This is a genomic window from Sorangium sp. So ce1014, assembly GCF_051521505.1.
Lineage (GTDB): Bacteria > Myxococcota_A > Polyangia > Polyangiales > Polyangiaceae > Sorangium.
Window position 1 is genome coordinate 6,527,404 of record NZ_CP150356.1, and the last position, 23,588, is coordinate 6,550,991.

Consider the following 23,588-nt stretch of genomic DNA (forward strand, 5'->3'; position numbering starts at 1 on the left):
GGGTCAGCGGGGCGACCGGCTTGCGTCCGCGGGAGCGCGGGAGCCCGGGTCGACCGCTCCTGGGGCGATGTCCCGGCGACGTCGACCAGCCAACACGGAGCTGGCACGGAGTTGGCACACGCCTTCGATCCTAGGTTTCCGCAGAATCGTCGAAAGGTGTGAGATGGATAATCGAATGAACCCGGAACGCGCCGCAGGAACGCCGGAGCCGGAGCACCAGGGCCCCAAGCCGGTCCCCTACACGTATCACGACGGCCGCGAGGACTATCTCCATGTCGGCCGCCAGGGGGGCACGGAGGCAGACCAGTCCGAGGCGCTGATCCCCCCTTCCGCGGGGGTGTCTTCACCGCTCCAGGCGACGGCCCTGCCACCCGAGGCGGCGGCCATGCCGACCGAGGCGGCGGCCTCGCCTGCCCCGGCGAGCGCGCTGCCGCCCGAGGCGACAGCCCTGCCGCCCGAGGCGTCGCCTGGCGCAGCAGCGCAGCGCCCTCAGCAGGGGACCCGGATGGGCGAGATCGTCACGCGCGGGCTGCGGACCGGCGCCGTGCTGACGGCAGCGACGATGTGCACGATGATGGCAGCCTCCACCCTCAAGCGCGGGTCGCCCTGGGCCTCCATGAACGCCATGGCGACGGCGGTCGGGCTCGGGGGGCGCCGCGCGAGCGACCGGTTCGACCCGGTCGTCACGCCGGCCGGGGTCGCGGTGCTCGCCGGGGGCCTGCTCGTGTGGGGTATCGGCTACGAGAAGGCGCTGGACGCGGCGGGGCGGCGCAGCAGCCCGCTCACAGGCGCGCTGTCGGCGCTCGGCGGCTTCCTGTTCGACGAGCTGGTCTTGCCCGACCGGCTCATGAAGAACTTCCGCGCCAAGATGGGCGTGCTCGGCACCCTCAGCAAATACGTCGCCCTGGGCGTCGCGAGCGCCGCGGCCCCTCGGTGAGCGCGCTCCGCGCCGGCGCGGCCGCCCCCGGCTCGACCTGATGGAGGGCCGGGAGCCGGGCGATCGCGCCGGGCTCCGCACGGCCGGGCGGGGAACCTCCGGGTGGACCGCGAGCGTCTATCCGGTGCCCTCCGACGGTGGATGGAGGCCAGTCGCTGCCCAGTAACGACGGAGCTCGACCATCACGGGTCGATTCATCTGGAGAGCCGCCACCGTGGTGCGTCCCGGCGCTGTACACCCCGCGATGAGGGTCGCTCCCTCGCGCCACTCGAAGTGCTCCTCCCAGGTATCGTGGATGGGATGAAACAGCGGGACGCTCTCACCGGTGATGGGATCGAGGGCGTGCCTGCGCGCCGCCTTGTGGCGGTTGCATGTCGGGCAGCAAAGGCAGAGGTTGTCGATCGAGGTCGTGCCTCCCGTCGATCGGGGCGCGACATGATCGATCTCGAACGTCACGCCCATCAGGCTCTCGGCGCAGCGGCAGAACGCGCACCTGCCGGCGTCGCGGGCGAGGACCAGCTTGCGTAGCCGGAGAGAGATCCGGCCGGCGGTCACGCAGCAGCCGTGCGGTGACGTTCCAGCTGGGCGAGCGTATACGCAGCTCTGGCCTTCAGCAGCGCAATCCGGTCGGCCTCGTCGAGCAATGCGTCGAGCTCCTGCCGCTCACCGTCCCCGAGCTCCCCCCGCGAGCTCCTGCGCAGAAGCGCCGTCATCCGTCGCTGGCGGCCCAGCGCGACGACGGAGCTGGACAGCGCGACGAGCTCCGTCTCGCTCATCCCTCGTAGCGGTTCGAGCCCGGGCTGGCCGGGCGGCTCGACGCCAGGCGCTCCGGCCTCACGCAGGAGCGTCTCGGCAAGCTCGGCCTGCGCCTTCCGGGGCAGACGCCGCGCTGCGGCGAGGATCTTCTCCAGCTCAGAAGGGTCCGGCACGGCCATGGACACAGGATACCACGCCCGCTCAGCCGTTGCCTGCCGGCCACCGCCACCCGCGCTCCCCCGCCGCCGCGCCTCACTATCCCTGCCCGGCTGTCCTGCGCTCCTCCGCGCTCCGCTCCTCGTGCTGCGGCAGCGCGCCCGCCACCGGCCGCGTCTCGTCGGGCGCGTCGTCGCCCTGCGCCGCCTGCTCCTCCGGCAGCGCCGCCGCGGCCTCGGCCGCGATGCTGGGGTCCCGCGGCTCGAGCGAGCCGGCCGGGCCGCCGCGACCGGACTCCTCGTAAGGACCGCCGCCGAGCGTGCCCGGCGCGCGGAGCTCGGCGTCCTTCGGGTGCGGCCCGTCGAGCCGGAAGATCCCCTTCGACTGATCGACCTCGTCGATACGTCCCTTGCCCTGCGCCTGCGGCTCGGGCCGCTCCTTCTCATCGCGCCCCATGATTCCCCTCCCTCGCTCGACGTGCGCCGTGCATCCCCTGCACACACGCGCGCTTCGAGTCGCTGCGTGCACGCGAGGTGCCGGCGCACGCCGGCTCCGCCCGCTCACGCCGGCCGCACCGACCGCTGCTCTCCGGGGGATCCCTCCACCGGGACCGGCTGGGTGAGCTGCTCCGCAGGCGTCCCGGCGGCCATCTGCTGGGCGATGATGAGCTCCCGCGCCTGCTGCCGCAGCCGGGGGAGCCTCGTCGCGAACACCGCCGCGGCCACGACGCAGCAGGCGCCGCCGGAGGCCACGGTCGCGGGCGCGCCGATCCGGTCCGCGAGCCAGCCGGCGAGCAGCGCGCCGAGCGGGGCCATCCCCATGAACATCATCGCGTAGACCGCCATGACGCGGCCGCGGAGCGCGTCCGGCACCATCGCCTGCACGAGCGTGTTCGACCCCGCCATCTGCACCATCATCGAGAAGCCGACGGGCACGAGCAGCAGCGCCGACAGCCAGAACGACCGCGACAGCGCGAACAGCCCGAGCGCCACCCCGAACCCCGCGCACGCCGCGGCGACCCAGTGGCCGAGGCCCCGGAGCCGCCTGCGCCCGGCGAGGACGAGCGCGCCGAGCAGCGCGCCGATGCCCGACGCGCCCATCAGGATGCCGAGCCCCCGCGCACCGCCGCCGAGGATCCGGTCGGCGAAGATCGGCATCAGCACCGCGTACGGCATCGCTGTGACGCTCACGACCCCGAGCAGCACGAGGAGCGCGCGGACCGCCCCGGTGCGCGCCACGAACCGGAAGCCCTCGGCCGTCTCGGCGAGCGCCGAGCCGCGCCGGACGGCGGCCGGCCGGGGCGGCACGCGCATCGCGAGGAGGCTCGCGATGACGGCGAGGAAGCTCAGCCCGTTCGCGAGGAAGCACCACGCCTCGCCGATCGCGCCGACCAGGATGCCGGCCACGGCCGGGCCGATGATCCGGGCGCCGTTGAACATCGAGGAGTTCAGGGCGATGGCGTTGGCGAGGTCCTCCCTGCCGACCATCTCGACGACGAACGCCTGCCGCGTGGGGATGTCGAAGGCGTTCACGACGCCGAGGAGCACGCTGAACCCGAGGATGTGCGCGACCTCGACGCGCCCGCTCAGGGTGAGCGCGGCGAGCCCGAGGGCGAGCACCATCGCGGCCGATTGCGTCGCGATGAGGATGCGGTGGCGGCTCCGCCGGTCGGCCACGGCGCCGCCGATGGGGGCGAGCAGGAAGACAGGGATCTGCGTGGCGAACCCGACGGTGCCGAGCAGCAGCGACGAGCCCGTGAGGCGGTAGACGAGCCACGACTGCGCGACCGACTGCATCCAGGTGCCGACCAGCGAGACGAGCTGCCCCGAGAAGAACAGCTTGTAGTTCCGGTGGCGGAGCGCGCGCACGAGCGCCGGCGCGGAGGCCGCCGGCCGCCGGCCGTCGCCCGCCCCCCGGAGCGGCGCCGCTACAGGTTCAGGCTGACGCATGGCCGCAGTATGGTGTGCTGGAGGCGCAGGAACCCGGGATCGGAAGAAATCGAGCGCCGCGGGCGGTCAGGCGCACCGGGATGGGCGGGCAGGCTCCGCGGCGGCGCGCGCACCGGCCGCGCCGTGGAGCGCGGCTCAGCCCCCGCCCGCGTAGCCCGCGGGCCACGCGGCAGGGACGAGGCCACCGTCGACGATGAGGTCCTGGCCCGTGATGAACGAGGCCTTGTCGCTGAGGAGGAACGCGACCGCCGCGGCCAACTCCCCCGGCTTGCCGACGCGGTTCATGGCGTGGAGCGACGCGGCGAAGGCGCGGCCCTTGGGATCGTCGAGGCGCCAGCCCGCCGTGGCCATCTCGGACTCGACGATGCCAGGGCTCACCGTGTTGACGCGGATGCCCTTCTGCGCGTACTCGACGGCGACGTTGCGCGAGAGCGCGATGAGACCGGCCTTGGACGCGGCGTAGGCCGACAGCCCGGGGAAGGAGCGCGACGCGGCCACCGAGGCGCAGTTGACGATGGAGCCCCCGCCGCCCGCGAGCATGGCCTTGAGCTGGTACTTCATGCACCAGAAGGCGCCGCGGAGGTTCGTGTCCATGAACTGGTCGTAGTCCTCGTTGCTCATCTCGATGAACGGCGCCAGATAGCCGGCCCCGGCGTTGTTGAAGCTGCCGTCGAGGCGGCCGTAGGTGGAGACCGCGGCGTCCACGAGCGCCTTGACGTCGCTCTCCACCCGCACGTCGGCGGTGACCCAGGTGATCTCCCCGCCGCGGTCCTTGACGGCGGCGACGAGCTCGCGCCCCTGCGCCTCGCGCCGCGCGCTCGCGACGACCTTCGCGCCCTCGGCGGCGAGCGCGGCGGCGGTCTCCCGGCCGATGCCCGAGCTCGCGCCTGTGACGATGACGACCTTGTCTTTCAAAGCTCCCATGCCGCACGTCCTCTCGCGAAGGTGATCGGCGCCGCCGTGACCGGCTCCGGCGCTCGAAATGCCGAGATCAAGCAACCGTCCTCGCGCGCCCGGAGCACCTCCCAGCGCGCAGAACGGGCCGCGACGATGCCAAGGGCGCGACCAAATGGGAAGCGATTCCGGCGCCGTTCAGCGCAGCGCGCCTTGCGTTCTCCGTGTGCCGCGCGGCGCGGATGTAGGATGCGCGGAGCGCGCCCGGCGGGGTCGGAGTTGGGTTATAGCGCTGCTCCCATGAACCGACCCCGCCTCGTCGCCGGCGCGCTCTTTCTGGCCGGCCACCTCTTCGCGCTCGGTTGCAGCGCCCCCAAGCCGGAGCCCGAGATCGCCTCGTCGGCCCCGCAGAGCGGCTACGCCGAGCGCTACCCGGTCGAGCTCCAGGCCACGGCCACGTCGTTCAGCGAGCGCGAGGACCTCGCGAAGCGCGCCACCGACCAGCTCGCGGGCTACCCGGATGAGCTCAAGGAGCCGGACTGGAAGGTGGTCGTCGACGTCATCGAGCAGGCCGACGCGGCGGGCCGGAGCTACGACTACGTGGAGCGCCTGCGCGCCGTGAACGGCGCCATGGAGTTCTTCGCCGACAACAAGGACGAGCTCAACCGCAAGGTGAGCGGCGCCGCGCAGTACGTCGTCAAGCAGAAGGGGTGCGACGCCGACGTCACCGGCGCGACCGCCCACGCGCTCGAGGAGGGCGTCGCGCGCCAGCTCGAGAAGTACGTCCGCGACCGCAACGAGGCGCACCGCCGCATCGACCGTCACCGCGCCTCGCTCGGCAAGGAGAACGCCGCGGCGCTCGAGAGGCAGGCCGATGCCGTGAGCTTCGCGAGCTACACCGTTCACATCGACATGGTCGAGCACAAGCTCCGGCTCCGCCGGATGCTCGAGGAGATCGAGGCGATCAAGGCGTCGATCGACGAGGCCGTGGCGGCGGAGCGCGCGTTCCAGTCCTCGGGCGATCGCACCGACGCGGAGAAGAAGGCGTCGGACGCGCGCATCGAGGACCTCGGGCGCAGCAAGGCGATGCTCGACTCGTCCGCGACGCAGGTGAAGCAGATCGACGAGACGATGGAGGAGCGCCTCGCCGCGGCCCAGAAGCGCTACCGCGAGGCGATGGACGCCCTGATCGCCACCCTCCGCAAGAACGCCGGCCTCCCGCCCGCCGCCCGCGAAGACTGAGCCCCCGCCTCACCCCTCCGCCCCCGCCTTTCGCGCTCGCGCGCGTGCTCGCCCGCGCACCCCTTCTCCCCTTCCCTACCTTCCCCACCGCTCCGCCATCGCGAGCGTCTTCTGGTTATCCGGCACCGTGAGGAACCTCTCCCTCCACACCGGATCGCTGATCTTCCCCGCCCTCTCCAGCAGCCTCTCCCGCGCCGCCGCGATCACCGCCGCGCAGTCCGCCTCCATCCCGTTCGCCGCCAGCGCCTCGGCATAGACGAGCCGCACCGCGGACTCCCCCTCCTCGATCACCCCGATCGCCGCCAGCATCGAGAACGCCTCCCCCGCCGCCGACAGCCCCTCGTCGAACCTCCCCAGCCCGAGGAGCGCCCGCGCCCGCGCCGCCACCGCCGCCGCGCGCAGCGGCGGCGCGCTCTGCAGGATCTCCGCCGCCGTCGTCGCCTCGCGCTCCGCCCCCTCGAAATCCCGGGCGAGCAGCGCGATCCGCGCGAGGTACGTCCGCGCGCTCCCCTCCTGGCGCGGATCCCCGAGCCGCTGCGACAGCGCGATCGCCTCCCGCTCGATCCGCTGCGCCTCCTCGATGCGCCCCCGGTAACCGAGGACGTGCCCCAGGTTGCTCAGCGTCGCCGCCACGAGCTCGTGCAGCCCCATCCGCTCGGCGCCCGCCAGCGCGCTGCGCAGCCCCTCCTCCGCGCCCGCGAAATCCCCGAGCTCCGCGTGCATGTAGCCCACGTTCATGCGGACCGCGCAGGCGTTGCCGCGATCGCCCGCCCGCTCGAACGCAGCGAGCGCCGCCGACAGCCCCGCGAGGCAGGCGCCGGGATCGCCGTTCACGAGCGCCCGGATCGACCGCGCCTCGTGCAGCCGCGCCACCACCTCGGCCTCCCGCTCCGCGAGATCGGTCCCGTCGCCCTCGATCGCCTCGATCAGCGCGTCCGCGAACGCGTAGCGCCCCCCGAACACGAGCAGCAGCGCGCCCTCGCCGAGGCACATGTGCTTCGCCACGAGCGCGCCCCCCGCCTCCGCCTCGGCGGCCTGCGCCGCGCCCATCCAGCGCTCCACGCGCTCGAAGCCGCCCAGCTTGCCCGCCGCGACCGCCACCTGCTTGATCGCCGAGAACCACGGCGCCGCGCCGGCCGGCAGCCGGTCCACCGCCTCCGTCCCGCGCTGCTCCGCGAGCGCGAGCTCCCCGCGCCAGACGTGCGCCTCGGCCTCCACGAGGCGCAGCGCCCCCAGCGTCTGCGCCGTCGGGCCGCACGCGACCCCGCGCTCGGCGCGCTCGATCGCGGCCGCGAGGTCCTGCGCCCGCAGCGCCTGCTCGGCCGCCCGGCAGTAGGCGGCCGCGGCCCGCGAGAGCTCGCCGCCGCGCTCGAAGTGCTCGCCGAGCGCCATCGCGTCCGCCGCGCCCGCGCGCGAGAGCCACTCGCCCGCCAGCCGGTGCCCGAGCCGCCGGTCGCCCTCGGTCAGCATCCCGTAGGCCGCCTCCCGGACGATCGCGTGCTGGAAGCTGTACTCGACCTCGCCGGGGAGGCTGCCCTCGCCGCGCCGGGCGATGACCTCGCGCTGCTCCAGCTCGACAAGCTTCGACGCCACCTGCGCCCCGCCCACGAGCGCCGAGACGCCGCCCTGCCAGAACGTCTGCCCGAAGATGCTCGCCGCCCGCAGCGCGCGCCGCGCCTCGACGTCGAGCGCCTCGATGCGCGCCTGCACCATCGCCAGCACCGTCTCGGGCAGGTCGGCGCCCTTGCCGTCGGCGACCGCGCGGAGCTGCTCCTCGAGGTAGAACGCGTTGCCATCGGCGCGGTCGACGATCATCGCGAGGAGCTCCGGCGCCACGTCGTCGCCGAGCACCTGGCGCACGAGCCGCTCGCTCGCGCGGCGCGGCAGCCCCGAGAGCTGCACCTCGTGCACGCCGCGCCCCGCCCAGAGCTTCGGGAACAGCTCGCGCACCTCGGGCCGGCCGAGCGCGAGCACCATCAGCCGCTGATCGCCGAGGTTGCGGAGCGCCGAGTCGACGAGCATCACGCTCGGCAGGTCGCCCCAGTGCAGGTCCTCGAGCACGAGCAGCACCGGCCTCGCCGAGCACTCGGCCCGGAGCAGCTCCTCCCACGCGAGGCGGATCTGGTCGCTCATCAGCACGGGGCTGCGCCGCGCCGCCATGAGCTGCACGCTGTCGCCGTCGGGGAACGGCACGCCCATGAGCTCCCCGAGGAACGCCGCGGTGCGCCCGGAGTCGCCCCGGCCGTACCGCTCGACGCGCGCGCGGATCTTGTGCTGCCGCGCCTCGATCGGCTCGCCGTCGAACAGGCCGATCGCGCGCCGCAGCGCCGGGGCGAGCAGGGCGAAGGCCGACCCGGCGCTCATGGGGTCGCCGCGCCCGATCCACACCTCGATCTCCTCGCCGCGGTCGCGGAGGCGCCGGAGCAGCTCGGTGCGGAGGCGGGATTTGCCGGCGCCCGCGGCCGCGGTCACGAGCACGGCGCTCGGCGTCGACTCCTCGACGCAGTGGGAGAACGCGGCCTCGAGGAGGGCGAGCTCGCGGTCGCGCCCGACGCACGGCGTCGGCTTGCCGAGCAGGGGCGGCGTCGTCGCGAGCGCCTCGCGCTCGCCGTGCACGCGGAGGGCGCCCCTGTCGCGGGTGACGTCGAACCGGGAGCCGAGCAGCCCCGCGGTCACCTCGTCCAGTCGGACGGCGTCCGCGCCGACCGGGGCGTGGGCGGCCGGCAGGAGGTGGACGGCGCGGTCGATGAGCTCGCCGACCGGCAGCCGCGCGGAGATCTCGGCGCGGCCGGTGACGAGCGCGACGGGCACGCAGCCGAGCAGCGCGTTCAGCGCGAGCGCGCAGCGCGCGGCCTGGGCGGCGAGGTCGGTCGGCGCCCCGCCGGTGGAGAGCACGATGAGCGGGGAGCGGGACTCCAGGATCTCGAGCTCGCCCTGGTAGCGCTCGGCGACGGCGATGAGCGCCTTGCTGCGCTCCAGGTCCTCTTCCTGGGAGCGCGTCGCCTCGGCGTCACCGGTCGCGTCGCGCGCGAGCACGATGCACATCATCTTGCGCTCGTTCGTGGTGATCTCGCCCCCGCGCACGGTGTTCGAGGGGCGGCTGCTCACGACGTCCGGGCCGAGGTCGTCGAGCGCGAGGAGCTCGGCCACGACCGCGTCGCCGTCGCGGGGCCGGTCCTTCGGCGGCTTCGCGAGCATGCGCGCGACGAGATCGTCGAGCGCCTCGGGGATGTCGCCGCGGAGCTCCCGGAGCCGCGGCGGGTCCTCGAGGATGACCTTGATGAGGACCGAGAGCCCGTCGGTGCCCTGGAACGCCGAGCGCCCGGTGAGGCACTTGAAGAGCACGCAGCCGAGCGAGAAGACGTCGGCGCGGGCGTCGATGTTCGGCTCGCTGCGGGCCTGCTCCGGCGCCATGTAGCCCGGGGTGCCGAGCATCGTGCCCGGCATGGTGAGGTGCCGGTCGATGGCGCCGAGGCGCACCACGCCGAAGTCGAGGAGGGTGACCCCCTCGATGGCGCCGCCCACGAGGAGCAGGTTGCTCGGCTTGAGGTCGCGGTGGACGATGCCGGCGCGGTGGACGACGCCGAGCGTGGCGGCGATTCTCGAGCCGAGCGCGAGGGTCTCGGCGACGGTGAGCGACCTGCGGGCGAGGCGCTCGGTCAGCGTCTCGCCGGCGAGCCACTCCATGGCGAGGTAGGGCTGCCCGGTCTCGGTCGCGCCGTGCGCGGTGTAGCGCACGATGCCCGGGTGCTGGAGCGCGGTGAGCGCCTCGAGCGCCTCCACCTCCCGCGCGAACCGGATCGCCTCCTGGAGCCCCCGGCGCTGCAGGACCTTGAGCGCGACCGGCTCGTTCGTGTCCAGATCGAGGGCGCGGTAGACGTCGCCCATCCCGCCGGAGCTGGCGAGGCGCTCGATGCGGAAGCGACGGTCGATGACATCTCCCACGCGCATCTCGGCTTCCCGTGTTACCTGAGATCTCGCATGAGCTTGCTTACAACGGTGAGTAGACGAACTCGGCGCCGATCGCCAGCGAGTCCGCCCGGAGCGGCCGGACACAGCAGTACATTGCCGGTCGCGACCGAGCACAGAATGTGAGATAAAAAACATACAGCGCCGGAGCACGGGCGGAAGCTCCATGCAGCGCGGGGCGCGATCCCGTGCGGCACCAGGAACCCGGCGGCTTCCCTGGGAGCGGGCTCGCTGCCGTCGGGCTCGCCTCGCGGCGGGCTCGATTTTGCGTGGGCTCGCCTCGCGGCGGGCTCGCGTGCGCTGTCACCCTGGCGGATCTGCGCTGGGGTGTGGCCGCGCATTTTCACCACAGCGGGGCAAAACGCCCTGTCCGCAGGATGCGCGTCACGACGGCTCATCGTCTCCGTACGGTGTTCTGAACTCGAATCCATGGCCCGCAGCGCGCTGGACTGAAGCGCATGAAGAAGGAGCTGACCAGGTGAGCAAAGGAAGAGGCTCAACAAGCTCGGTCGGGAGGTCCTCAAGCCTGTGGCTGCCCGTTGAGGCGTTCCGGGGCGGGCCCCGCACGAGCATCTCGCGCCTGACGCTCTCCTGGGGTAGGTTCCGCCGCCGATGGACACCCGAACTTACTTCCAGGGCAAGAGCGTTCTCGTCACCGGCGGATCGAGCGGCATCGGCCTGTCGTTCGCGCGGCTGGTCGCCGGCTACGGCGCCGCGGTGACGCTTGTCGCGCGCCGCCGCGCCCTCCTCGACGAGGCGGCGGTGGGCATCCGGCGGGAGCACCCGTCGGCGCGGGTCGACGTCCTGGAGCTCGACATCAGCCGGGCGGACGACGTCGCGCGGGCGATGGAGTCGCGGATAGCCGAGCGCCCGATCGATCACCTCGTGAACAACGCGGGCATCGTGATGCCGGGGCGCTTCCTCGAGCTGCCGATCGAGGAGTTCCGCGGCATGATGGACGTGAACTTCTTCGGCGCCGTCCACCTGTGCAAGGCGGTGCTGCCGGCGATGGTGGCGCGCGGCAGCGGCCATGTGCTCAACGTCTCGTCGCTGGCGGGCGTGGTCGGCATCTACGGCTACACGCCGTACGCCGCGAGCAAGTTCGCGCTGATCGGCTTCTCGCAGTCGCTTCGCGCGGAGATGTGGCCGCACGGCGTCCGGGTGAGCGTGTGCATGCCGCCCGACACCGACACGCCGCAGCTCGCGTTCGAGAACCGGTACAAGCCCGCGGAGACCAAGGCCATCGCGGGCAAAGTGAAGACGCTGGAGCCGGACGCGGTGGCGCGCAGCATGGCCGACGGCATGGCGCGCGGCCGGTTCGAGATCTACCCCGACCTCGGCTCGCGCGTGGGCGCGATCGCGCAGGGGGTGCTCCCGGGCGTGGTCCGCTGGGTCTGCGACAGCGCGCAGCGGAAGGCCGGCCCGGCGGCGGGCTGAGCGCCCCCGGCGGGCGGCGTGGGGCTCGCCCGCTTCCGCCCCGATTCGACACCTCCTGGCATTCCACGCATCAGGTGCGCTGGCCGGCGCATCCGCTGCGTCCCGAGCTGCTCCTCGCGGTGTGCTGGCGCCGCGACGCGGAGACGGCGAGAGGCACGCTCCTTGCGTATCGTGCGGATCGATCACGAACACACACGCGGACATCGCAGGGGAGAAAGCCATGGAATCGAATTCTTCGAGCACTTCGAGCGACACGAGGCCGTTCAACGTCCTTGCGGCCGTGGACCTCTCGCCCGCGAGCCGGGGCGTGCTCCTCCGCGCGCTGTGGCTGGCGAACGCGGAGGAGACGGGCGGCGAGGTCCACGTGGTGACCGTGGCGGACAGCCAGCCGGAGATGCTGAGCATGCAGGGCCTCGCCCGGACCTCGAGCGCCGCGGACACCGCGCAGCGGCTCCAGGAGCTCGCGACGAGCGTCGTCAACGAGTTCGCCGTGCCGTCGCGGCCCGCGCACGTCGAGCGCGTGGTCACGCACCTCCTCACGGGCGATCCGGCCCGGGAGATCGTCTGGCTCGCGGCGCACGTCGACGCGGATCTCATCGTGGTGGGCACGCACGGGCGCACCGGCGTGAAGCGCGTCCTGCTCGGCTCGGTCGCCGAGCGCGTCGTGCGGACCGCGGGGTGCCCTGTCTGCGTCGTGCGCGACAAGCACCACGACGACTCCTGGCGCGTGCCGGAGATCGAGCCGCCCTGCCCCGATTGCCTCGTGGCGCGCAACCGGAGCGGCGGAGCGAACCTGTGGTGCGAGCGCCACCAGGGCCATCTCCACACGCACGTTTACTCGGGTGCCGAGACGACGCGGACGGTGCGGCGCGCGATGCGGCCCTGGGGGTTCTCGACCTGACGTCGCGGGCCTGGCTCCCCGCCGGCCGAGAGAGCGTGCCGGCCGCTACAGGCCCGCTCTGGTGGGTGTCCAGCCAGGCGGGTCGCTCGCGGGAAACGAGTCCCAGGACGCCTCGTCCACGACGTCGCGCAAGACGTCGACGGGCTGGACCCGCTCCTCTGCCTGCTTGTCGAGTGGACGCTTCACGCTGCGCCGCGCCGGGGTACCCTCCTCGCGCCGCTTCGGCTCGCGCTTGCCAACCTGCTTCTGCCCGTTCTGCATGTCCGATCTTCCATCACGCAAATTGCACCACGCCACGCGGTGGCAGTTCCAGCCGCGTACGCTTTCGGGTTACTGCGAGCGTAGTCGTGAGCCGGTTGGCCGCGTGCGCGGCGCACCACCTCCAGCGCGCCCCTTCGCAGCGCCCGTGGGGCGCCTCCTCGACGAGGTAGGGCGTGGTTCCGCGAGAGCCCGACCTTGCGCCAGGGGGGCGACTTCGGCCGCGTTCTTGGCAGTCTGAGAGCGGGCGCGGGTTCTGTGCGCCCTCTGCTCGATCACCTCGCGGAGGACGGCCGCTTGATTGTGAAGCTCATCCTTCGCGCCATACACGAGCGTGAGCCTCCCACGATTCGCCAGCGCGACGAGCACGTCGACGAACCCGGCGGCTGGCTGCCGGCGGAGCTCGCCGCGATAGCTCGCCGCGAACTCGTCCCATCGCGCGGCGTCGTGACCGAACCAGCGGCGGAGCTCATCGCTCGGCCCGATCTCCTTCATCCAGACGTCTATCGCGAGCGCGTCTTTGCGCACGCCTCGCGGCCACAGCCGGTCCACGAGCACCCGGTATCCGTCCGTCGCCTCCGGCCGCTCGTAAGCCCGCTTGAGGCGCACTGGCTCCGCCCTCTTGGCGCCGAGGTGCGCGGTCCGCACTCTCCCCGTCGTCGTCCGTCGCTTCACGTTTGCCATGCGCCCTCTTCCCTTCTTCTGCGACAAGCCCGTGATCGTCAACCATCTACCGGCGGAGAACTCGCGAACGGTCCCCTGGCGCGTGCGGCGCAAGCTCACCGAGGGCGAGCAGACGTTGACGGCGGCGCCGCGTGAATGAGGCCCTTCGCGAGGAGGCCACCTCCCAGGGCGAAAAAGTAGAGATAGCCCCGGCGATCGCCGAAGCTCGCCAGGGTGCGCCGCAGCGACGCTCCAGGCCGAAGTTCCATCAGCCCGCTGAGCCCGCGTAGGGCACCGACGTCGCCCGGCGGGAACACGTCGAGACGCCTGAGACCCCGAAGCAGGACCAGGCTGGCGCTCCAGGGGCCGATGCCCGGTAGCTCGTCGAGGATCCTGAGCGCATCGCTGGTGGTCATGCTCGAGATCCCTCGCTCCGAGAGCTCACCCGACTCGATCGCTCGGGCGACGTGCCGGAGCGATTCGGCCTTCACGGCGCTCAGGCCGCATCGCCGCAGCGCATCGAGACGAGCCTCCGCGATCGCCTGGGACGTGGGGAACGCCCGGAAGCGGCGACCGCCCTGATCGAGGTACCTGCCGAAGCGCTCGACGAGCCGGCCGACGATCGCGATACCGGCGTCCAGGCTCAGCTGCTGGAAGGGGATCACGTTCGCGAACGCCTCGAAGAGGTCAGCGAACCGCGGGGGTCGCATGCCTCGCAGTGCGAGCGCCGTGGCGCGGAGCCGGCGCTCGGCCTCGACCACATGTTGCAGAGGTTCTGGGTCCAACTCCAGGCCGAGCACCTTACGGAGGGTCCGCTCGATCCCGGCGATCGTGGCGGTGGAAGGGTCGCCTCCTCGGACGAAAAACCGAACATCGGGGCTGTCGATAGTCCCGTGGTTCTCCACTTCGACCAGCGCGAGATCGTCGCCCGTCGCCACTACCCGCTGGTAGCGCTCTCGCTCCCAGACCTCGACCGGGTTTGCCGGTCGTCGCTGCAAAACGCGCACGGTCGCCTCGAGGTGAAACGGTGCTCGGGTGCTGAGCCGCCCTTGCGCGGCCGCTTCGCCGGGGTACGTGGCGGCGTTTCCAGGGATCGATCGTGCGGGCATCTGCTCGGGTTCGCGTCAGTAGCCAGTGAATTCCTCCGTCCGGATATCATCGTCATCGACACCGGCCTTGTTCAGCATCGCGCGGAGGCCCGCGACCATCGCGCGTGGACCAGCCAGATAATAGATCGGTCCTGTGATCTGGTTCCCCGGCGAGGTGCTGCTCTGCAGGTACTTCCCGATGAGCGCGTGGTCGATGTAGCCGGTCTCCCCCTTCCAGGGCAGGTGAGAACGGCTCATCTGCGTCATCGTCGGGATGAACGTGAGCCTCGGGTCCTCCCGCGCGAGGTCGCGGAGCTCGTTCAGGAACGGAGCGTCCTCTGGACGCCTGTTGGCGTAGAAGAGGAGGATCCGGTGCGGCAGCTTTTCATGCGCGGCCCATCGCACGATGCTGCGGAACGGGGTGATGCCGATCCCGCCCGCCAAGAGGACTGCCGGTCGGCTGGCGTTGTTGTGCAGCGTGAGATTGCCGAACGGACCCTCGACCCTGATCTCGGTTCCGAGCGGCATCGTCTGTAGTACGCGCTTGAAGGCGGTATCTCGAAGGCGCGTGGTGAAAATCAGCTCGGTATCGTCCGGTGCACTGTTGATGGAGAAGCCACGCGCGTTTCCCTCCGCGTCCGTCTCCGGAGGCTCGATCAGCGTGAGGTCCATGAACTGGCCGGCCTTGAAGCTCATCTCCGCGGGCTTGTCGAACCGGAGCTCCAGCGTTCGTTCGGCCACCTCGGTTCGCTTCTTCAGCTTCAACGAATAGATGGGCCACTTTGCTTCGGTGGTCATGTCTCCCCCCTGAACAGCCGCAAGATCAGCGCATGGCTTGGGTCCACTCCGTCGAGCCAGTCCCGCAGCTCGGTGGGACTGAGGCATTGCATCGGTACACTTCGCACTTGGGGTCCTCGGACGGGCTGTCAAGCCGCCCTTCTCTGTTCTTGCACCATGTAGGCGCACCTCGGCGGTTACATCGGCGCCTGGACGTAGATGCAGCGCGATCGGGCCGCCCGTCTGCGGTCACGCGGCCTGGGCTGCGTGAGCGGCTCGGCGATTTCTTGGAGATGGCGGAGCGGGCGGGGATGACGGCCGCGGCTGCGGTCGCGGGACGCGCGGAGCATGTCCGTGTGGCGAGGTCGCGGGTGGTGTGGCGGACGAGGCGAGCATCGCCCTCGTGGGCGGCGCGTACGAGGAGCAGAAGGGTCGGCAGGCAGCGGCTCACCTGGAGCATCACGAGCAGCGCCGTGCGCGTGGGCCTACGGGGCGGTGGCGGCGGCGCAGGGGGGAACGGCGTCGCGTGCGGTGTCGTTGGCGGCGACAGCCGTGTTCTCGACGAGCCGTTCGAGGCGGGCATGAAGGTCACGCGCGAGCAGCGCGGCGAGCATCGACGCCGCGACGGCGACCCCCTCCTTGCAGGAAATTGCCTGCATGCTGCGATCCACTTGCCCGCCCCGAGGTCGATCCATTTCGTCAGCCGACCGCCGGGCCCCGAGCGCTACACGGGCGCGACAAGTGGACGTGGACTCACCTCACACAAGCTTCGATGATAACACGGCCGCATGGGGGGACGCGCCTCGGCTCGCAGCCGCGCGTCGAATACGTGCTGGGCGCTTGTCGGAGCACAGAGAGCGCGATGTCCCGGCCGGATGGCCAGATCCGCATTTCTCGCCCGCCGGCTCATGCCGAGCGGGTGCATCCTCGCAAAGACGTGAAGGCGGCGGTGCAGCGACTCGGGCTCTCGGCCGAGGCAGGCCGCCTGCGGCGCTGGACCGAGCTGTACGGCCAGAAGCTCGGCGTCACCGAGGCGAAGAGCGCGGATCCGGCGATCAAGGCCGTGGAGGCGTGGCACGAGGCCTACGGCACGCTCATGGTCCACGTACACGCCGAGTACGACGACGAGAGAGACGAGACGCACGCGCTCCTCCGCGACCGGCTGCTCTCGCCGTACGAGGACGCGGCGAATGAAGCGCGGCGCGCCGAGCAGCGCGCCCGCTCGGCCAGCGCCAAGCGAAAGGCGCAGGCAGAGCCCGAGCCCGACCTGAGCTGAGCGCTCGCCGCGCCCGCGGACCCCGAGCGCGATGGTGCTTCACATCGCGCCGGCGAGCGCGCGAGCGAGCTCGCGCAGGAGCGCAGCCCCGTCGCCCTCGTACGCCCGGCCGTGCATGCAGGCGAGCATGCGGGGGGACGTGGCCGCGAGCTTCTCGAGGAGCTGGGGCGCATCGCGGCCGTGTGCGTAATAGTCCATCGCCCGGCGCATGGCCTCGCTCGGCTCGAGGACGTCGTCGCGCGTGAGCGCGGGGTGGTCGGCGCCGGGCTGCGTGAAGAGATCGCCACAGAGCAGCGTGGCGGTGGACTCCTCGAACAGGTAGCCGCACTCCCAGCCGTGCGGCAGGTGGGGCGCGTCGAGCCAGCGCACCCGCCGCCGGCCCAGATCGAGGACCTCGCCCTCCTGGAGCGCCCGCGGCGCGCGATCGAACATGTCCGCGTCGACCATCGCGGCGATCCGCCCGCACACCGGCACCGCCTGCGGGGCGGCGTCGAGCAGCTCGTTCATGGCGCCGCACTCGTCCGACTCGCAGTGGGAGAACGCCACGTAACGAAGCCGCTCGACCGGCATCACCCGCGCGATCGCCGCGCGCACCGCCGGGAAGAGGCAGCGCGAGCCGGTGTGGAAGAGCAGCGGCGCGTCGTCGACAAGGAGATACTGGTTGAACGAGAACGCCGCCTCGCCGGTCCCCACCGGGGTGTGGAGCTGGTACATGCCATCAGCCACCTCGGTGACCCGAGTCTCCATCGATGAATCCGTCATCTGCTCCTCCTCTCTCTCAAGCCGCGCCAGGCGCCGCTCCGCACCTGCCACCGATCGCGCCGCCGCGAGCAGGCCGCAAGCGCGGGCATGAATCCGCCGACGCGGGGTGTGTGGGATGCCCTCGCGAAGAACAGTTCAGCATGAAATCATTTGTACGGGAACGCGATATTTTTTCGTGTCGGCCCGACTTGCTTCCATGATGCGATTTAAAAAGCCACGTGCTCGCGGAGGGCGCCTTTCCATTCGATCGACCAGGCTTGCATGGCCGCGGAGGATAGCCTGGATCGATGAGGCGCGGGAGCGTGGTGCGCGCCGTCACGCGATGGTTCGGCGGACCGCTGACCACGAGCGCCGCCCGGCTGCGCTCGTCGTCGCGACGCTCCGTTGATGTCGGCTGCCTGACGCTCGCCCGGTGCGACGCTGGACAGCGCGGCGCCGCTCGGGAACACTCCGTCGTATGCGCAACGAGGGGGACGAGGATCGCGCTCAGCTGGCTCGCCGCGTGGAGGCGATGGAGCGCGAAATGGAGGCGTTGCGGGCGGACGCCCGCAGGTGGCGGGCGCTGATGGCGGCGCGCTGCCTCAGCGTGTCGACCCACCGCCCCGTCGGCAGGACGCAGCAGGTCAATCCCGGATGGGAGGCGCTCTGGCGGGCCCCGGCCGAGGCCTTCTTGCAAATGAACTACAACATGCTGGAGGACCCGCAGCTCGTCGAGAACGGCATCATGCCGCACGTCGAGCGGTTCTTCCGCGGCGAGGAGGTCACGATACCGCCGATCAGCTACGACACCGACGCTGTCGAGGAGCTCACGGGCAGGGGCGGCGGATCCGTGTGGGTCTGCTCCTTCGGCGTGCCGGTGCGCGACGCCGAGGACGGCTTCGAGGGCGTGATGATCCAGTTCGCTGTCCCGGAGGCGGCCGAGATCCAGCACAAGTACGAGGCCCTGATCGAGGATCAGCGGGCGCTCCAGGCGTCGCTGGAGGCGCGGAACCGGGAGCTCGAGGAGACGGTGCGGCTGATCGCGGCGCAGCGCGACGCCATCCAGGCGATGAGCGTCCCGGTGATCCGCGTCGCCGACGGCGTGCTCTGTCTCCCCATCGTGGGCATGATCGACGACGCGCGGGCCGACGCGCTCCTGGAGCGCTTGCTCGAGGCGATCGCCGCGCAGCAGGCGGCGGAGGTGCTGCTCGACATCACCGGCGTGCCGGCGCTCGACGCCCGGGCCGCCGCGCAGCTCGTCGGGGCGGCCTCCGCGGCGCGGCTCCTCGGCGCGTCCTGCACGCTCGTGGGCGTCTCGCCCGCGCTGGCGCGGACCCTTGTCGAGCTCGACATCGAGCTCGGCGGCCTCGACACCGCGGCGACGCTGGCCGAAGGGCTGACCCGGGCCCTCTCCGGCCGCCGCGGGGCGGCTCCAAGGCGCACGGCGGCCGCGGGGCGCGCGCCGGCGCCGGAGCGAGACCCACGGGGAGAGGCGCCGCGGTCGGGAGCAAAGGCCCTTGGAGAGGCTCCTCCCCGCAGGCGGTGAGCGCTCCTCCAGCTACGACGAGCAGTGCGGCGGGCGGACTTCTGTGCTGCTGTCCACCACGAAACCGGCGGCAGATCGCCTGATGACGAGGTAGGTGGGCGTGCTGCTCATGTACTCGGAGAGCGCCGGCGGCGCCGGGATCCGAGCGGTCCATAGCCACGCGGGGGCGTGCGGCGGCGTGGCGCACCCGGACACGTCGGCGAGCTCGATGCGCTCCGCGGCACGGGCGCGCTGCAGGCGCCGGTGCTGAGCGCTCAGCCCGGGCGAGCCGCTCGCCGCGGACCTGGCTTCGCGCCAGGGCTTCTCGAGCCAGGCATCGACGAACGACTCGAGGTCGCTCGGCACATCGGCCACCGGGCACGGTGAGGCGTCGAGCACCGCGCTCACGCGGGCGGGCTGCCCGCGGGGCTGCCGGACGACGACGAAGGCCTCTCGGCTCCACGCCTGCGGCGGATCGTGCTGCGCGTGGAGCTCAAGACCGAAGACCCACGCGCGCTCTCCGGCGCGGGGCTCGCACGCCCGGACGGCGCCGTACTGCCAGCGGACCCCCTCGGCGTCGAGCGCCCGCAGCAGCGCCGTCGCCTGCGTCCCTGCGAGCTCGGTCGGGTTCTCCAGCCTGTCTCGATACGCCGGCACGCCGAGCCAGCGCTCGACGAGCTCGTAGGGCACGGCGCTGTCGTCGTTGCTCCGCAACCACCGCTCGCAGAGCCGCTCGCGCTCGCGGTCCGCCGCCGGCGATTCGCCTGGATAGCCATCGCGACAGCGGACGAATCGATTCACGTCGTAGGCCGACGTGGAAGCGTCGTACTTGCCGTCGTACTCGATCACCATGCGCCCGCCGAAGCCATCCACGGGATGGAGCCTCCAGAAGCCGAGACGTAGATCCGAAAAGCCGTGCTTCCTCGTCGGAAGCGGGCGCAGTCGCGCGGGCAAATCGGCCACCACCCGCAGGCAGCGCGGGTATTCCTCCTTCACCAGCAGCCGCGTGCCGGGATTCATGAAGCCCGGTTGGTACTCGACCCGGACGTCCCGCTTGCCATCGGCGTTCAGATCCAGATCGGTGTCCACCGTGAACGGGAACTGGCCGTCCCAATCGTGAATACCGCGGGTCGCGAGGTCCGTCGGACAGGCGCGATCGGCGAGCTCGCTGATCCGGTACGCGAACCCATCGATGCCTGGAGGCACGCCTGACTCGGTGTACTGCGCCGAGCGAACCCGGCCCCGCAGGGCGTACCTGCCCGGCGCGAGCTCCACCGACAGCGCCGGGCCGCACGCCAGCACGTCCCCTGGGCCTGTATCGGACATCGCCTGCACGCTGATCAGCGCGCGCGTCGTCGTCAGCTCCGGCGACGGGAACGGCCCCGTGCTGGCCCACAGCCGCAGGGGCTTCGGCACCTCGATCACCCAGAACGGCGGATTCGCGGCGTCCGCCGCCATGGCCTCGCAGCCGAGCTCGGCCTCCGTGCGCGCCGGCGTGAGCGGCTCGGGTCGCGCGGCGTACTCTCCAAGCCGCCATTCGAGCACGGGGACCGCAGCCGCGCCGCGAGGCGGCGTGACAGCCGCGACCGCATCGAGAGGCGACGCTCTCCCTGCCCCAGGCGCGGCCGCGCTCGGAGCGGCAGCTTCAGCCGGCCCGAGCGCTCCGGCTTTTCGTGGGATCTGCGAGGGAGCGCTCGCTGCCGGCCCGCACGCGCACAGGCTGAGCCCAAGAGCGACCAGATTCCGGCCCCGACGCGGCCCGAACGTGCCCGGAGCCGGACTCCCCCCTCGAAGACGCTCGCCACCGTTCATGCTGCGGCGCGCGCCAGCAACCCGCGTGCCGTACGCCGCATCCCGTCGGCGCCGTTTCTTTCATGATTCGCGCACCGGAACCGTCGCCGTCGGGACACAGCGACCGTGGGCGTCGAGACGCGCTCGGCGTCGACGGGGGCCATGGAGACAGCTTCTACGACCTGCCGCGCGCCTGGCCGGCGCTCCCGCGTCACCGTCAGGCCGAAGCGTCGTCCACCTTCCGCCGCGGCGCCCCCGGCGCGCCGAGCAGAGCCGCTGCGACACTTCCACCACACGGTACCTGAGGGGCTGAGACCGGACTGCCGCACTGCACATCTCGACGGACGGTTGACGCGGGAGGGAACCCTGCCGACCATGCAGGGATGCCCTTGCCTCATCGATATTTTGCGCTCGTCGCTCTGCCCGCTGCGACTGCCGCGCTGAGCGCGGGGTGCAGCTTCCCCGACGCCGTCTTCACCGAGCAAGCGAGCTCTGGTGGCGGCGGCGCGGGCGCCACCGCGGCGTCGGACGCGGCGGGTGGCGGGGGCGCGGCGGCCTCCGGCGGCGGCGGGAGCGGCGGGGTGACCTCGGGCTCGGGCGGGAGCGGCGGCGGGAGCGGCGGGGCGACCTCGGGCTCGGGCGGGAGCGGCGGCGGGATCGTCGACTGCGACGCGGACAAGGACGGCTATCCGTCGACCACGTGCGACGGCGGCACCGATTGCGACGACGACCATGCGCAGGTCCACCCCGACCAGCCGAATACGTTCCATGACACGCCCATCCGCCCCGGGGGCGGCTTCGATTATGACTGCAGCGGTCATGAGGAGCCGCAGATCCCCGCGGTCCGCTGCGAGTCCGGCGGGCCCTGTCAGGACGCATCCAACGTGTACCTGCTGGAGGACGTCGCGTGCGGTGAGCCAGGCCCGGTCGGCAGCTGCAATCTCCTCTGCCAGCAGCGCGTCACGTATCGCGGGCTCAAGAGGGCCTGCCATTGAGGCCACCAGCGGACCAGGATGTCGTGATCGCGCGAGGGGGGCCATGAGACCGGTCTCGAGCGCCCAACCTTGTCTCGTCGCCCGCCCAGCGCCCCGCCGTTCTACCGCGGGCGCTTGACGACCGTCGGCAGGACGGCAGGGAGCAGGGCGGATCGTACAGGTTTCATCGGCTTGATAGCTCGGCCGAGGGCGGGCTCAAGCTTCAACCCGCTCCTCTGCTCCCCATCGCCCGATCGGCGCGTGCGCGATGATCGTCAGCTCGTTTCCCTCGATCGTGTAGTCCATGTCGAGCCCGCCCTCGGCCCGGACGCGCGCGAGGCCCAGGCCCGAGATCCCCTCGATCATCGCCGTCTCCGTGATGAGCTGGTCGTAGTGCTTCACCGGGTCGCTCGCGGCTTTCAGCGCGATGAGCTGCCTCTCGACCTCGCGCAGGCGCTCGGGCGACGCCTCGTTCCGCGCGCGGATCTTCATGACCTGCGAGCTCTGGTCCTCCTCCAGCGCGAGCTCGAGGCTCACGCGAGAGCCGGAGGAGTACTTGGTGATGTTCTCGGCGAGCTCGTGCGCGGCCATGTAGAACCGCGAGCTCACATTCGCGTCGTCCAGCACCTGGCCGCAAAAGCTGGACACCAGCCGCAAGACCGCCGTGGACAGCCGCTCGTTCGGAAAGAACGTCACGCAGAGAAACAAAGAAGCACTCTGCGCCTGCTTTGGTGTTAACACGATCCGTGATTCTAGGGCGTTTCCCTCGCGGCGCCAACCACAACTTCCACAACAGCTTCCGTTCTCACTCCCCCTCCCGTTCCCCTCCACCTACCCTATTCCCCTCCTCCCCATCCGGCAACTGCGTATCCGCGCGATCCCGACACGGCCCCCGGTGCGCCTCGGGCGCACGACGTCGCCGCCTTGCGGACACATCCTCAGCGGCGCCCGCACAAGGAGGTGACGTGCGCCCTGAAATCGCCGTACCGCATCGCACACCGCGAGCGCCCGTCATCGGTTGTTCTGCGGGGCAGGCGGCTCGTGCACGCCTCTGCCGCGCCTGATGGCCCGGCGCTTCCGCCGAACATTCCGCCTGGGTCGTCCAGACGAGGCGCGACATCGTCGCGGTGAGTCGCTAGCATCGCCTCGGGGTATCACCGATGTCGCGGTTCAGCGGCATCGTCTCGACGCGCGCTTGTCGCGGACGAACAGAGGAGAACTGCCGTGAATCATCACAAGGGTCTCTGGAAGCTCGCGTGTGCAGCGTTCGCCATGCTGTCGATGGCGTGGATCGCAGGCTGCGATCAGGGAGGTGGGGGCGAGGTCGTTGACAACGGCAACAGCAAAGTCAGCCAGGACACGGCCAAGGTCGTCAAGCTAGCGTTCGTGACGAGCGGCTCCAGCGAGTTCTGGAAGATCGCGCTGGCCGGCGTCCACAAGTACGAGCAAGAGGCCAAGATTCAAGTTGACATCAAGATGCCGCCCAACGGCACACCCGAGGAGCAGAACCAGATCCTCGAGAGCCTCGCCAGCCAGGGCTACGACGCCATCGGCGTGACCGTCCTCGCGCCGAACGATCAGGTGGCCGTGCTCAACAAGGTCGCCGAGAAGGTCAAGCTGATCACGTTCGACTCCGATGCTCCGAAGTCGAACCGGCTGCTCTACATCGGCACGAACAACTACGAGGCCGGCAAGGCGCTCGGGAACGAGATCGTGAAGCTCCTGCCGAACGGCGGGAAGATGGCCGTCTTCGTCGGCATGTTCGCCGTCGACAACGCCACCCAGCGCCTCAAGGGCATCCACGACGCGGTCACCCCCCACAACATCCAGATCGTCGACAAGCGCGAGGACAACGGCGATCGCGCCAAGGCGCGCGCGAACGTGGAGGACATCCTCAACGCCCACCCGGACCTCAACGTCGCGACGGGCCTCTGGTCGTACAACGGGCCGGCCATCGTCGCCGCCGTCGAGGCGCTCGGGAAGAAAGGCAAGGTCATCCCGGCCGTGTTCGATGAAGAGGACGCGACGCTCAGCGGCATCGAGAACGACACCGTCGCCTGCACCGTCGTGCAGAAGCCGTTCCAGTTCGGTTACCTGTCGAGCAAGTGGATGCACGACCTCGCCACCAAGGGCGACGCGGCCATCGCCGCCATTCCCCCGAACAAGATGGTCGACACCGGCGTCGACGTGATCAACAAGCAAAACGTCACGGACTTCAAGGCCAGGCTCGTCGAGCTGAAGAAGTAGCCCGTCC

Annotated in this window: 22 protein-coding genes; 8 read left to right on the forward strand and 14 right to left on the reverse strand. The window is 71.4% G+C overall.

The window, feature by feature from the left end; genetic code table 11:
* Positions 1-175 precede the first annotated feature (175 nt).
* Positions 176-937 carry a hypothetical protein gene (locus WME75_RS24520; RefSeq protein WP_437475803.1) on the forward strand — a complete coding sequence of 254 codons (762 nt, stop codon included), beginning with the start codon at positions 176-178 and terminating at the stop codon, positions 935-937.
* 117 nt (positions 938-1,054) lie between these two features.
* Here WME75_RS24520 and WME75_RS24525 read toward each other — a convergent pair whose 3' ends face one another.
* From WME75_RS24525 to WME75_RS24545, 5 genes are all read right to left on the reverse strand, one after another.
* Positions 1,055-1,492, reverse strand: coding sequence for an HNH endonuclease (locus WME75_RS24525; RefSeq protein ID WP_437475804.1), 438 nt, complete (start codon positions 1,490-1,492; stop codon positions 1,055-1,057).
* A complete protein-coding gene (locus WME75_RS24530) occupies positions 1,489-1,872 on the reverse strand; it encodes a hypothetical protein (protein WP_437475805.1) in 384 nt (127 codons plus the stop codon). Before WME75_RS24530 ends, WME75_RS24525 begins: the two co-directional genes overlap by 4 nt.
* A 76-nt stretch (positions 1,873-1,948) precedes the next feature.
* Positions 1,949-2,305, reverse strand: coding sequence for a hypothetical protein (locus tag WME75_RS24535; protein WP_437475806.1), 357 nt, complete (start codon positions 2,303-2,305; stop codon positions 1,949-1,951).
* 104 nt (positions 2,306-2,409) lie between these two features.
* Entirely contained in the window at positions 2,410-3,798 is a 1,389-nt protein-coding gene (locus WME75_RS24540; protein ID WP_437475807.1) for an MFS transporter, read from the reverse strand.
* Positions 3,799-3,933: 135 nt separating this feature from the next.
* A complete protein-coding gene (locus tag WME75_RS24545) occupies positions 3,934-4,722 on the reverse strand; it encodes an SDR family NAD(P)-dependent oxidoreductase (protein WP_437475808.1) in 789 nt (262 codons plus the stop codon).
* A gap of 270 nt (positions 4,723-4,992) precedes the next feature.
* Between WME75_RS24545 and WME75_RS24550 the strand changes: the two genes are divergently transcribed.
* Positions 4,993-5,934: a hypothetical protein gene (locus tag WME75_RS24550; protein WP_437475809.1), complete on the forward strand. Its 942-nt coding sequence runs from the start codon at positions 4,993-4,995 to the stop codon at positions 5,932-5,934.
* 75 nt (positions 5,935-6,009) lie between these two features.
* Here the strand turns inward: WME75_RS24550 and WME75_RS24555 are convergent, their stop codons facing one another.
* Complete coding sequence (locus WME75_RS24555) at positions 6,010-9,885, reverse strand: serine/threonine-protein kinase (RefSeq protein WP_437475810.1); 3,876 nt, start codon at positions 9,883-9,885, stop codon at positions 6,010-6,012.
* 630 nt (positions 9,886-10,515) lie between these two features.
* Here WME75_RS24555 and WME75_RS24560 point away from each other — a divergent pair.
* Together WME75_RS24560 and WME75_RS24565 are read left to right on the forward strand one after the other, a co-directional pair.
* A complete protein-coding gene (locus tag WME75_RS24560; protein WP_437475811.1) occupies positions 10,516-11,340 on the forward strand; it encodes an SDR family oxidoreductase in 825 nt (274 codons plus the stop codon).
* 220 nt (positions 11,341-11,560) lie between these two features.
* Positions 11,561-12,241 (forward strand): universal stress protein, encoded by a 681-nt coding sequence (locus WME75_RS24565; RefSeq protein WP_437475812.1) that lies wholly within the window; start codon positions 11,561-11,563, stop codon positions 12,239-12,241.
* A gap of 45 nt (positions 12,242-12,286) precedes the next feature.
* Here the strand turns inward: WME75_RS24565 and WME75_RS24570 are convergent, their stop codons facing one another.
* The 5 genes from WME75_RS24570 to WME75_RS24590 all read right to left on the reverse strand — a co-directional run bounded on the left by WME75_RS24570 (position 12,287) and on the right by WME75_RS24590 (position 15,686).
* Positions 12,287-12,502, reverse strand: a complete 216-nt coding sequence (locus tag WME75_RS24570) for a hypothetical protein (protein WP_437475813.1) — start codon at positions 12,500-12,502, stop codon at positions 12,287-12,289.
* Between the two features lie 69 nt (positions 12,503-12,571).
* Positions 12,572-13,183, reverse strand: a complete 612-nt coding sequence (locus WME75_RS24575; protein WP_437475814.1) for a DUF488 domain-containing protein — start codon at positions 13,181-13,183, stop codon at positions 12,572-12,574.
* A 95-nt stretch (positions 13,184-13,278) separates the two neighbouring features.
* Positions 13,279-14,271: a DNA-3-methyladenine glycosylase 2 gene (locus WME75_RS24580; protein ID WP_437475815.1), complete on the reverse strand. Its 993-nt coding sequence runs from the start codon at positions 14,269-14,271 to the stop codon at positions 13,279-13,281.
* 15 nt (positions 14,272-14,286) lie between these two features.
* The gene (locus WME75_RS24585) at positions 14,287-14,946 is read right to left on the reverse strand and encodes an FAD-dependent oxidoreductase (protein ID WP_437475816.1); all 660 of its coding nucleotides are present in this window, start codon (positions 14,944-14,946) and stop codon (positions 14,287-14,289) included.
* A gap of 566 nt (positions 14,947-15,512) precedes the next feature.
* The gene (locus WME75_RS24590; RefSeq protein WP_437475817.1) at positions 15,513-15,686 is read right to left on the reverse strand and encodes a hypothetical protein; all 174 of its coding nucleotides are present in this window, start codon (positions 15,684-15,686) and stop codon (positions 15,513-15,515) included.
* 260 nt (positions 15,687-15,946) lie between these two features.
* On the opposite strand from WME75_RS24590, the gene WME75_RS24595 reads away from it, so the two are divergent.
* Entirely contained in the window at positions 15,947-16,303 is a 357-nt protein-coding gene (locus WME75_RS24595; protein WP_437475818.1) for a hypothetical protein, read from the forward strand.
* 39 nt (positions 16,304-16,342) lie between these two features.
* On the opposite strand, the gene WME75_RS24600 is transcribed toward WME75_RS24595, so the two are convergent.
* Positions 16,343-17,065: an MBL fold metallo-hydrolase gene (locus WME75_RS24600; protein ID WP_437475819.1), complete on the reverse strand. Its 723-nt coding sequence runs from the start codon at positions 17,063-17,065 to the stop codon at positions 16,343-16,345.
* 457 nt (positions 17,066-17,522) lie between these two features.
* Between WME75_RS24600 and WME75_RS24605 the strand changes: the two genes are divergently transcribed.
* Positions 17,523-18,590 carry an STAS domain-containing protein gene (locus WME75_RS24605; RefSeq protein WP_437475820.1) on the forward strand — a complete coding sequence of 356 codons (1,068 nt, stop codon included), beginning with the start codon at positions 17,523-17,525 and terminating at the stop codon, positions 18,588-18,590.
* A 12-nt stretch (positions 18,591-18,602) separates the two neighbouring features.
* Here WME75_RS24605 and WME75_RS24610 read toward each other — a convergent pair whose 3' ends face one another.
* A complete protein-coding gene (locus WME75_RS24610) occupies positions 18,603-20,114 on the reverse strand; it encodes a hypothetical protein (protein ID WP_437475821.1) in 1,512 nt (503 codons plus the stop codon).
* Between the two features lie 629 nt (positions 20,115-20,743).
* Between WME75_RS24610 and WME75_RS24615 the strand changes: the two genes are divergently transcribed.
* On the forward strand, positions 20,744-21,355 hold the full coding sequence (locus WME75_RS24615) for a hypothetical protein (RefSeq protein ID WP_437475822.1): 612 nt from the start codon (positions 20,744-20,746) through the stop codon (positions 21,353-21,355).
* 195 nt (positions 21,356-21,550) lie between these two features.
* Here the strand turns inward: WME75_RS24615 and WME75_RS24620 are convergent, their stop codons facing one another.
* Entirely contained in the window at positions 21,551-22,030 is a 480-nt protein-coding gene (locus tag WME75_RS24620; protein WP_437475823.1) for a hypothetical protein, read from the reverse strand.
* Positions 22,031-22,558: 528 nt separating this feature from the next.
* Between WME75_RS24620 and WME75_RS24625 the strand changes: the two genes are divergently transcribed.
* Positions 22,559-23,581: a sugar-binding protein gene (locus tag WME75_RS24625; protein ID WP_437475824.1), complete on the forward strand. Its 1,023-nt coding sequence runs from the start codon at positions 22,559-22,561 to the stop codon at positions 23,579-23,581.
* Positions 23,582-23,588: the final 7 nt, after the last annotated feature.

What these genes read in the sequence shown, in the direction of transcription:
- WME75_RS24520 (WP_437475803.1), top strand. Translation starts at nt 176, where the DNA reads ATGAACCCGGAACGCGCCGCAGGAACGCCGGAGCCGGAGCACCAGGGC.
- WME75_RS24530 (WP_437475805.1), bottom strand. Translation starts at nt 1,872, where the DNA reads ATGGCCGTGCCGGACCCTTCTGAGCTGGAGAAGATCCTCGCCGCAGCG.
- WME75_RS24535 (WP_437475806.1), bottom strand. Translation starts at nt 2,305, where the DNA reads ATGGGGCGCGATGAGAAGGAGCGGCCCGAGCCGCAGGCGCAGGGCAAG.
- WME75_RS24540 (WP_437475807.1), bottom strand. Translation starts at nt 3,798, where the DNA reads ATGCGTCAGCCTGAACCTGTAGCGGCGCCGCTCCGGGGGGCGGGCGAC.
- WME75_RS24545 (WP_437475808.1), bottom strand. Translation starts at nt 4,722, where the DNA reads ATGGGAGCTTTGAAAGACAAGGTCGTCATCGTCACAGGCGCGAGCTCG.
- WME75_RS24550 (WP_437475809.1), top strand. Translation starts at nt 4,993, where the DNA reads ATGAACCGACCCCGCCTCGTCGCCGGCGCGCTCTTTCTGGCCGGCCAC.
- WME75_RS24555 (WP_437475810.1), bottom strand. Translation starts at nt 9,885, where the DNA reads ATGCGCGTGGGAGATGTCATCGACCGTCGCTTCCGCATCGAGCGCCTC.
- WME75_RS24560 (WP_437475811.1), top strand. Translation starts at nt 10,516, where the DNA reads ATGGACACCCGAACTTACTTCCAGGGCAAGAGCGTTCTCGTCACCGGC.
- WME75_RS24565 (WP_437475812.1), top strand. Translation starts at nt 11,561, where the DNA reads ATGGAATCGAATTCTTCGAGCACTTCGAGCGACACGAGGCCGTTCAAC.
- WME75_RS24570 (WP_437475813.1), bottom strand. Translation starts at nt 12,502, where the DNA reads ATGCAGAACGGGCAGAAGCAGGTTGGCAAGCGCGAGCCGAAGCGGCGC.
- WME75_RS24575 (WP_437475814.1), bottom strand. Translation starts at nt 13,183, where the DNA reads ATGGCAAACGTGAAGCGACGGACGACGACGGGGAGAGTGCGGACCGCG.
- WME75_RS24580 (WP_437475815.1), bottom strand. Translation starts at nt 14,271, where the DNA reads ATGCCCGCACGATCGATCCCTGGAAACGCCGCCACGTACCCCGGCGAA.
- WME75_RS24585 (WP_437475816.1), bottom strand. Translation starts at nt 14,946, where the DNA reads ATGAGCTTCAAGGCCGGCCAGTTCATGGACCTCACGCTGATCGAGCCT.
- WME75_RS24590 (WP_437475817.1), bottom strand. Translation starts at nt 15,686, where the DNA reads ATGCAGGCAATTTCCTGCAAGGAGGGGGTCGCCGTCGCGGCGTCGATG.
- WME75_RS24600 (WP_437475819.1), bottom strand. Translation starts at nt 17,065, where the DNA reads ATGACGGATTCATCGATGGAGACTCGGGTCACCGAGGTGGCTGATGGC.
- WME75_RS24605 (WP_437475820.1), top strand. Translation starts at nt 17,523, where the DNA reads ATGCGCAACGAGGGGGACGAGGATCGCGCTCAGCTGGCTCGCCGCGTG.
- WME75_RS24615 (WP_437475822.1), top strand. Translation starts at nt 20,744, where the DNA reads ATGCCCTTGCCTCATCGATATTTTGCGCTCGTCGCTCTGCCCGCTGCG.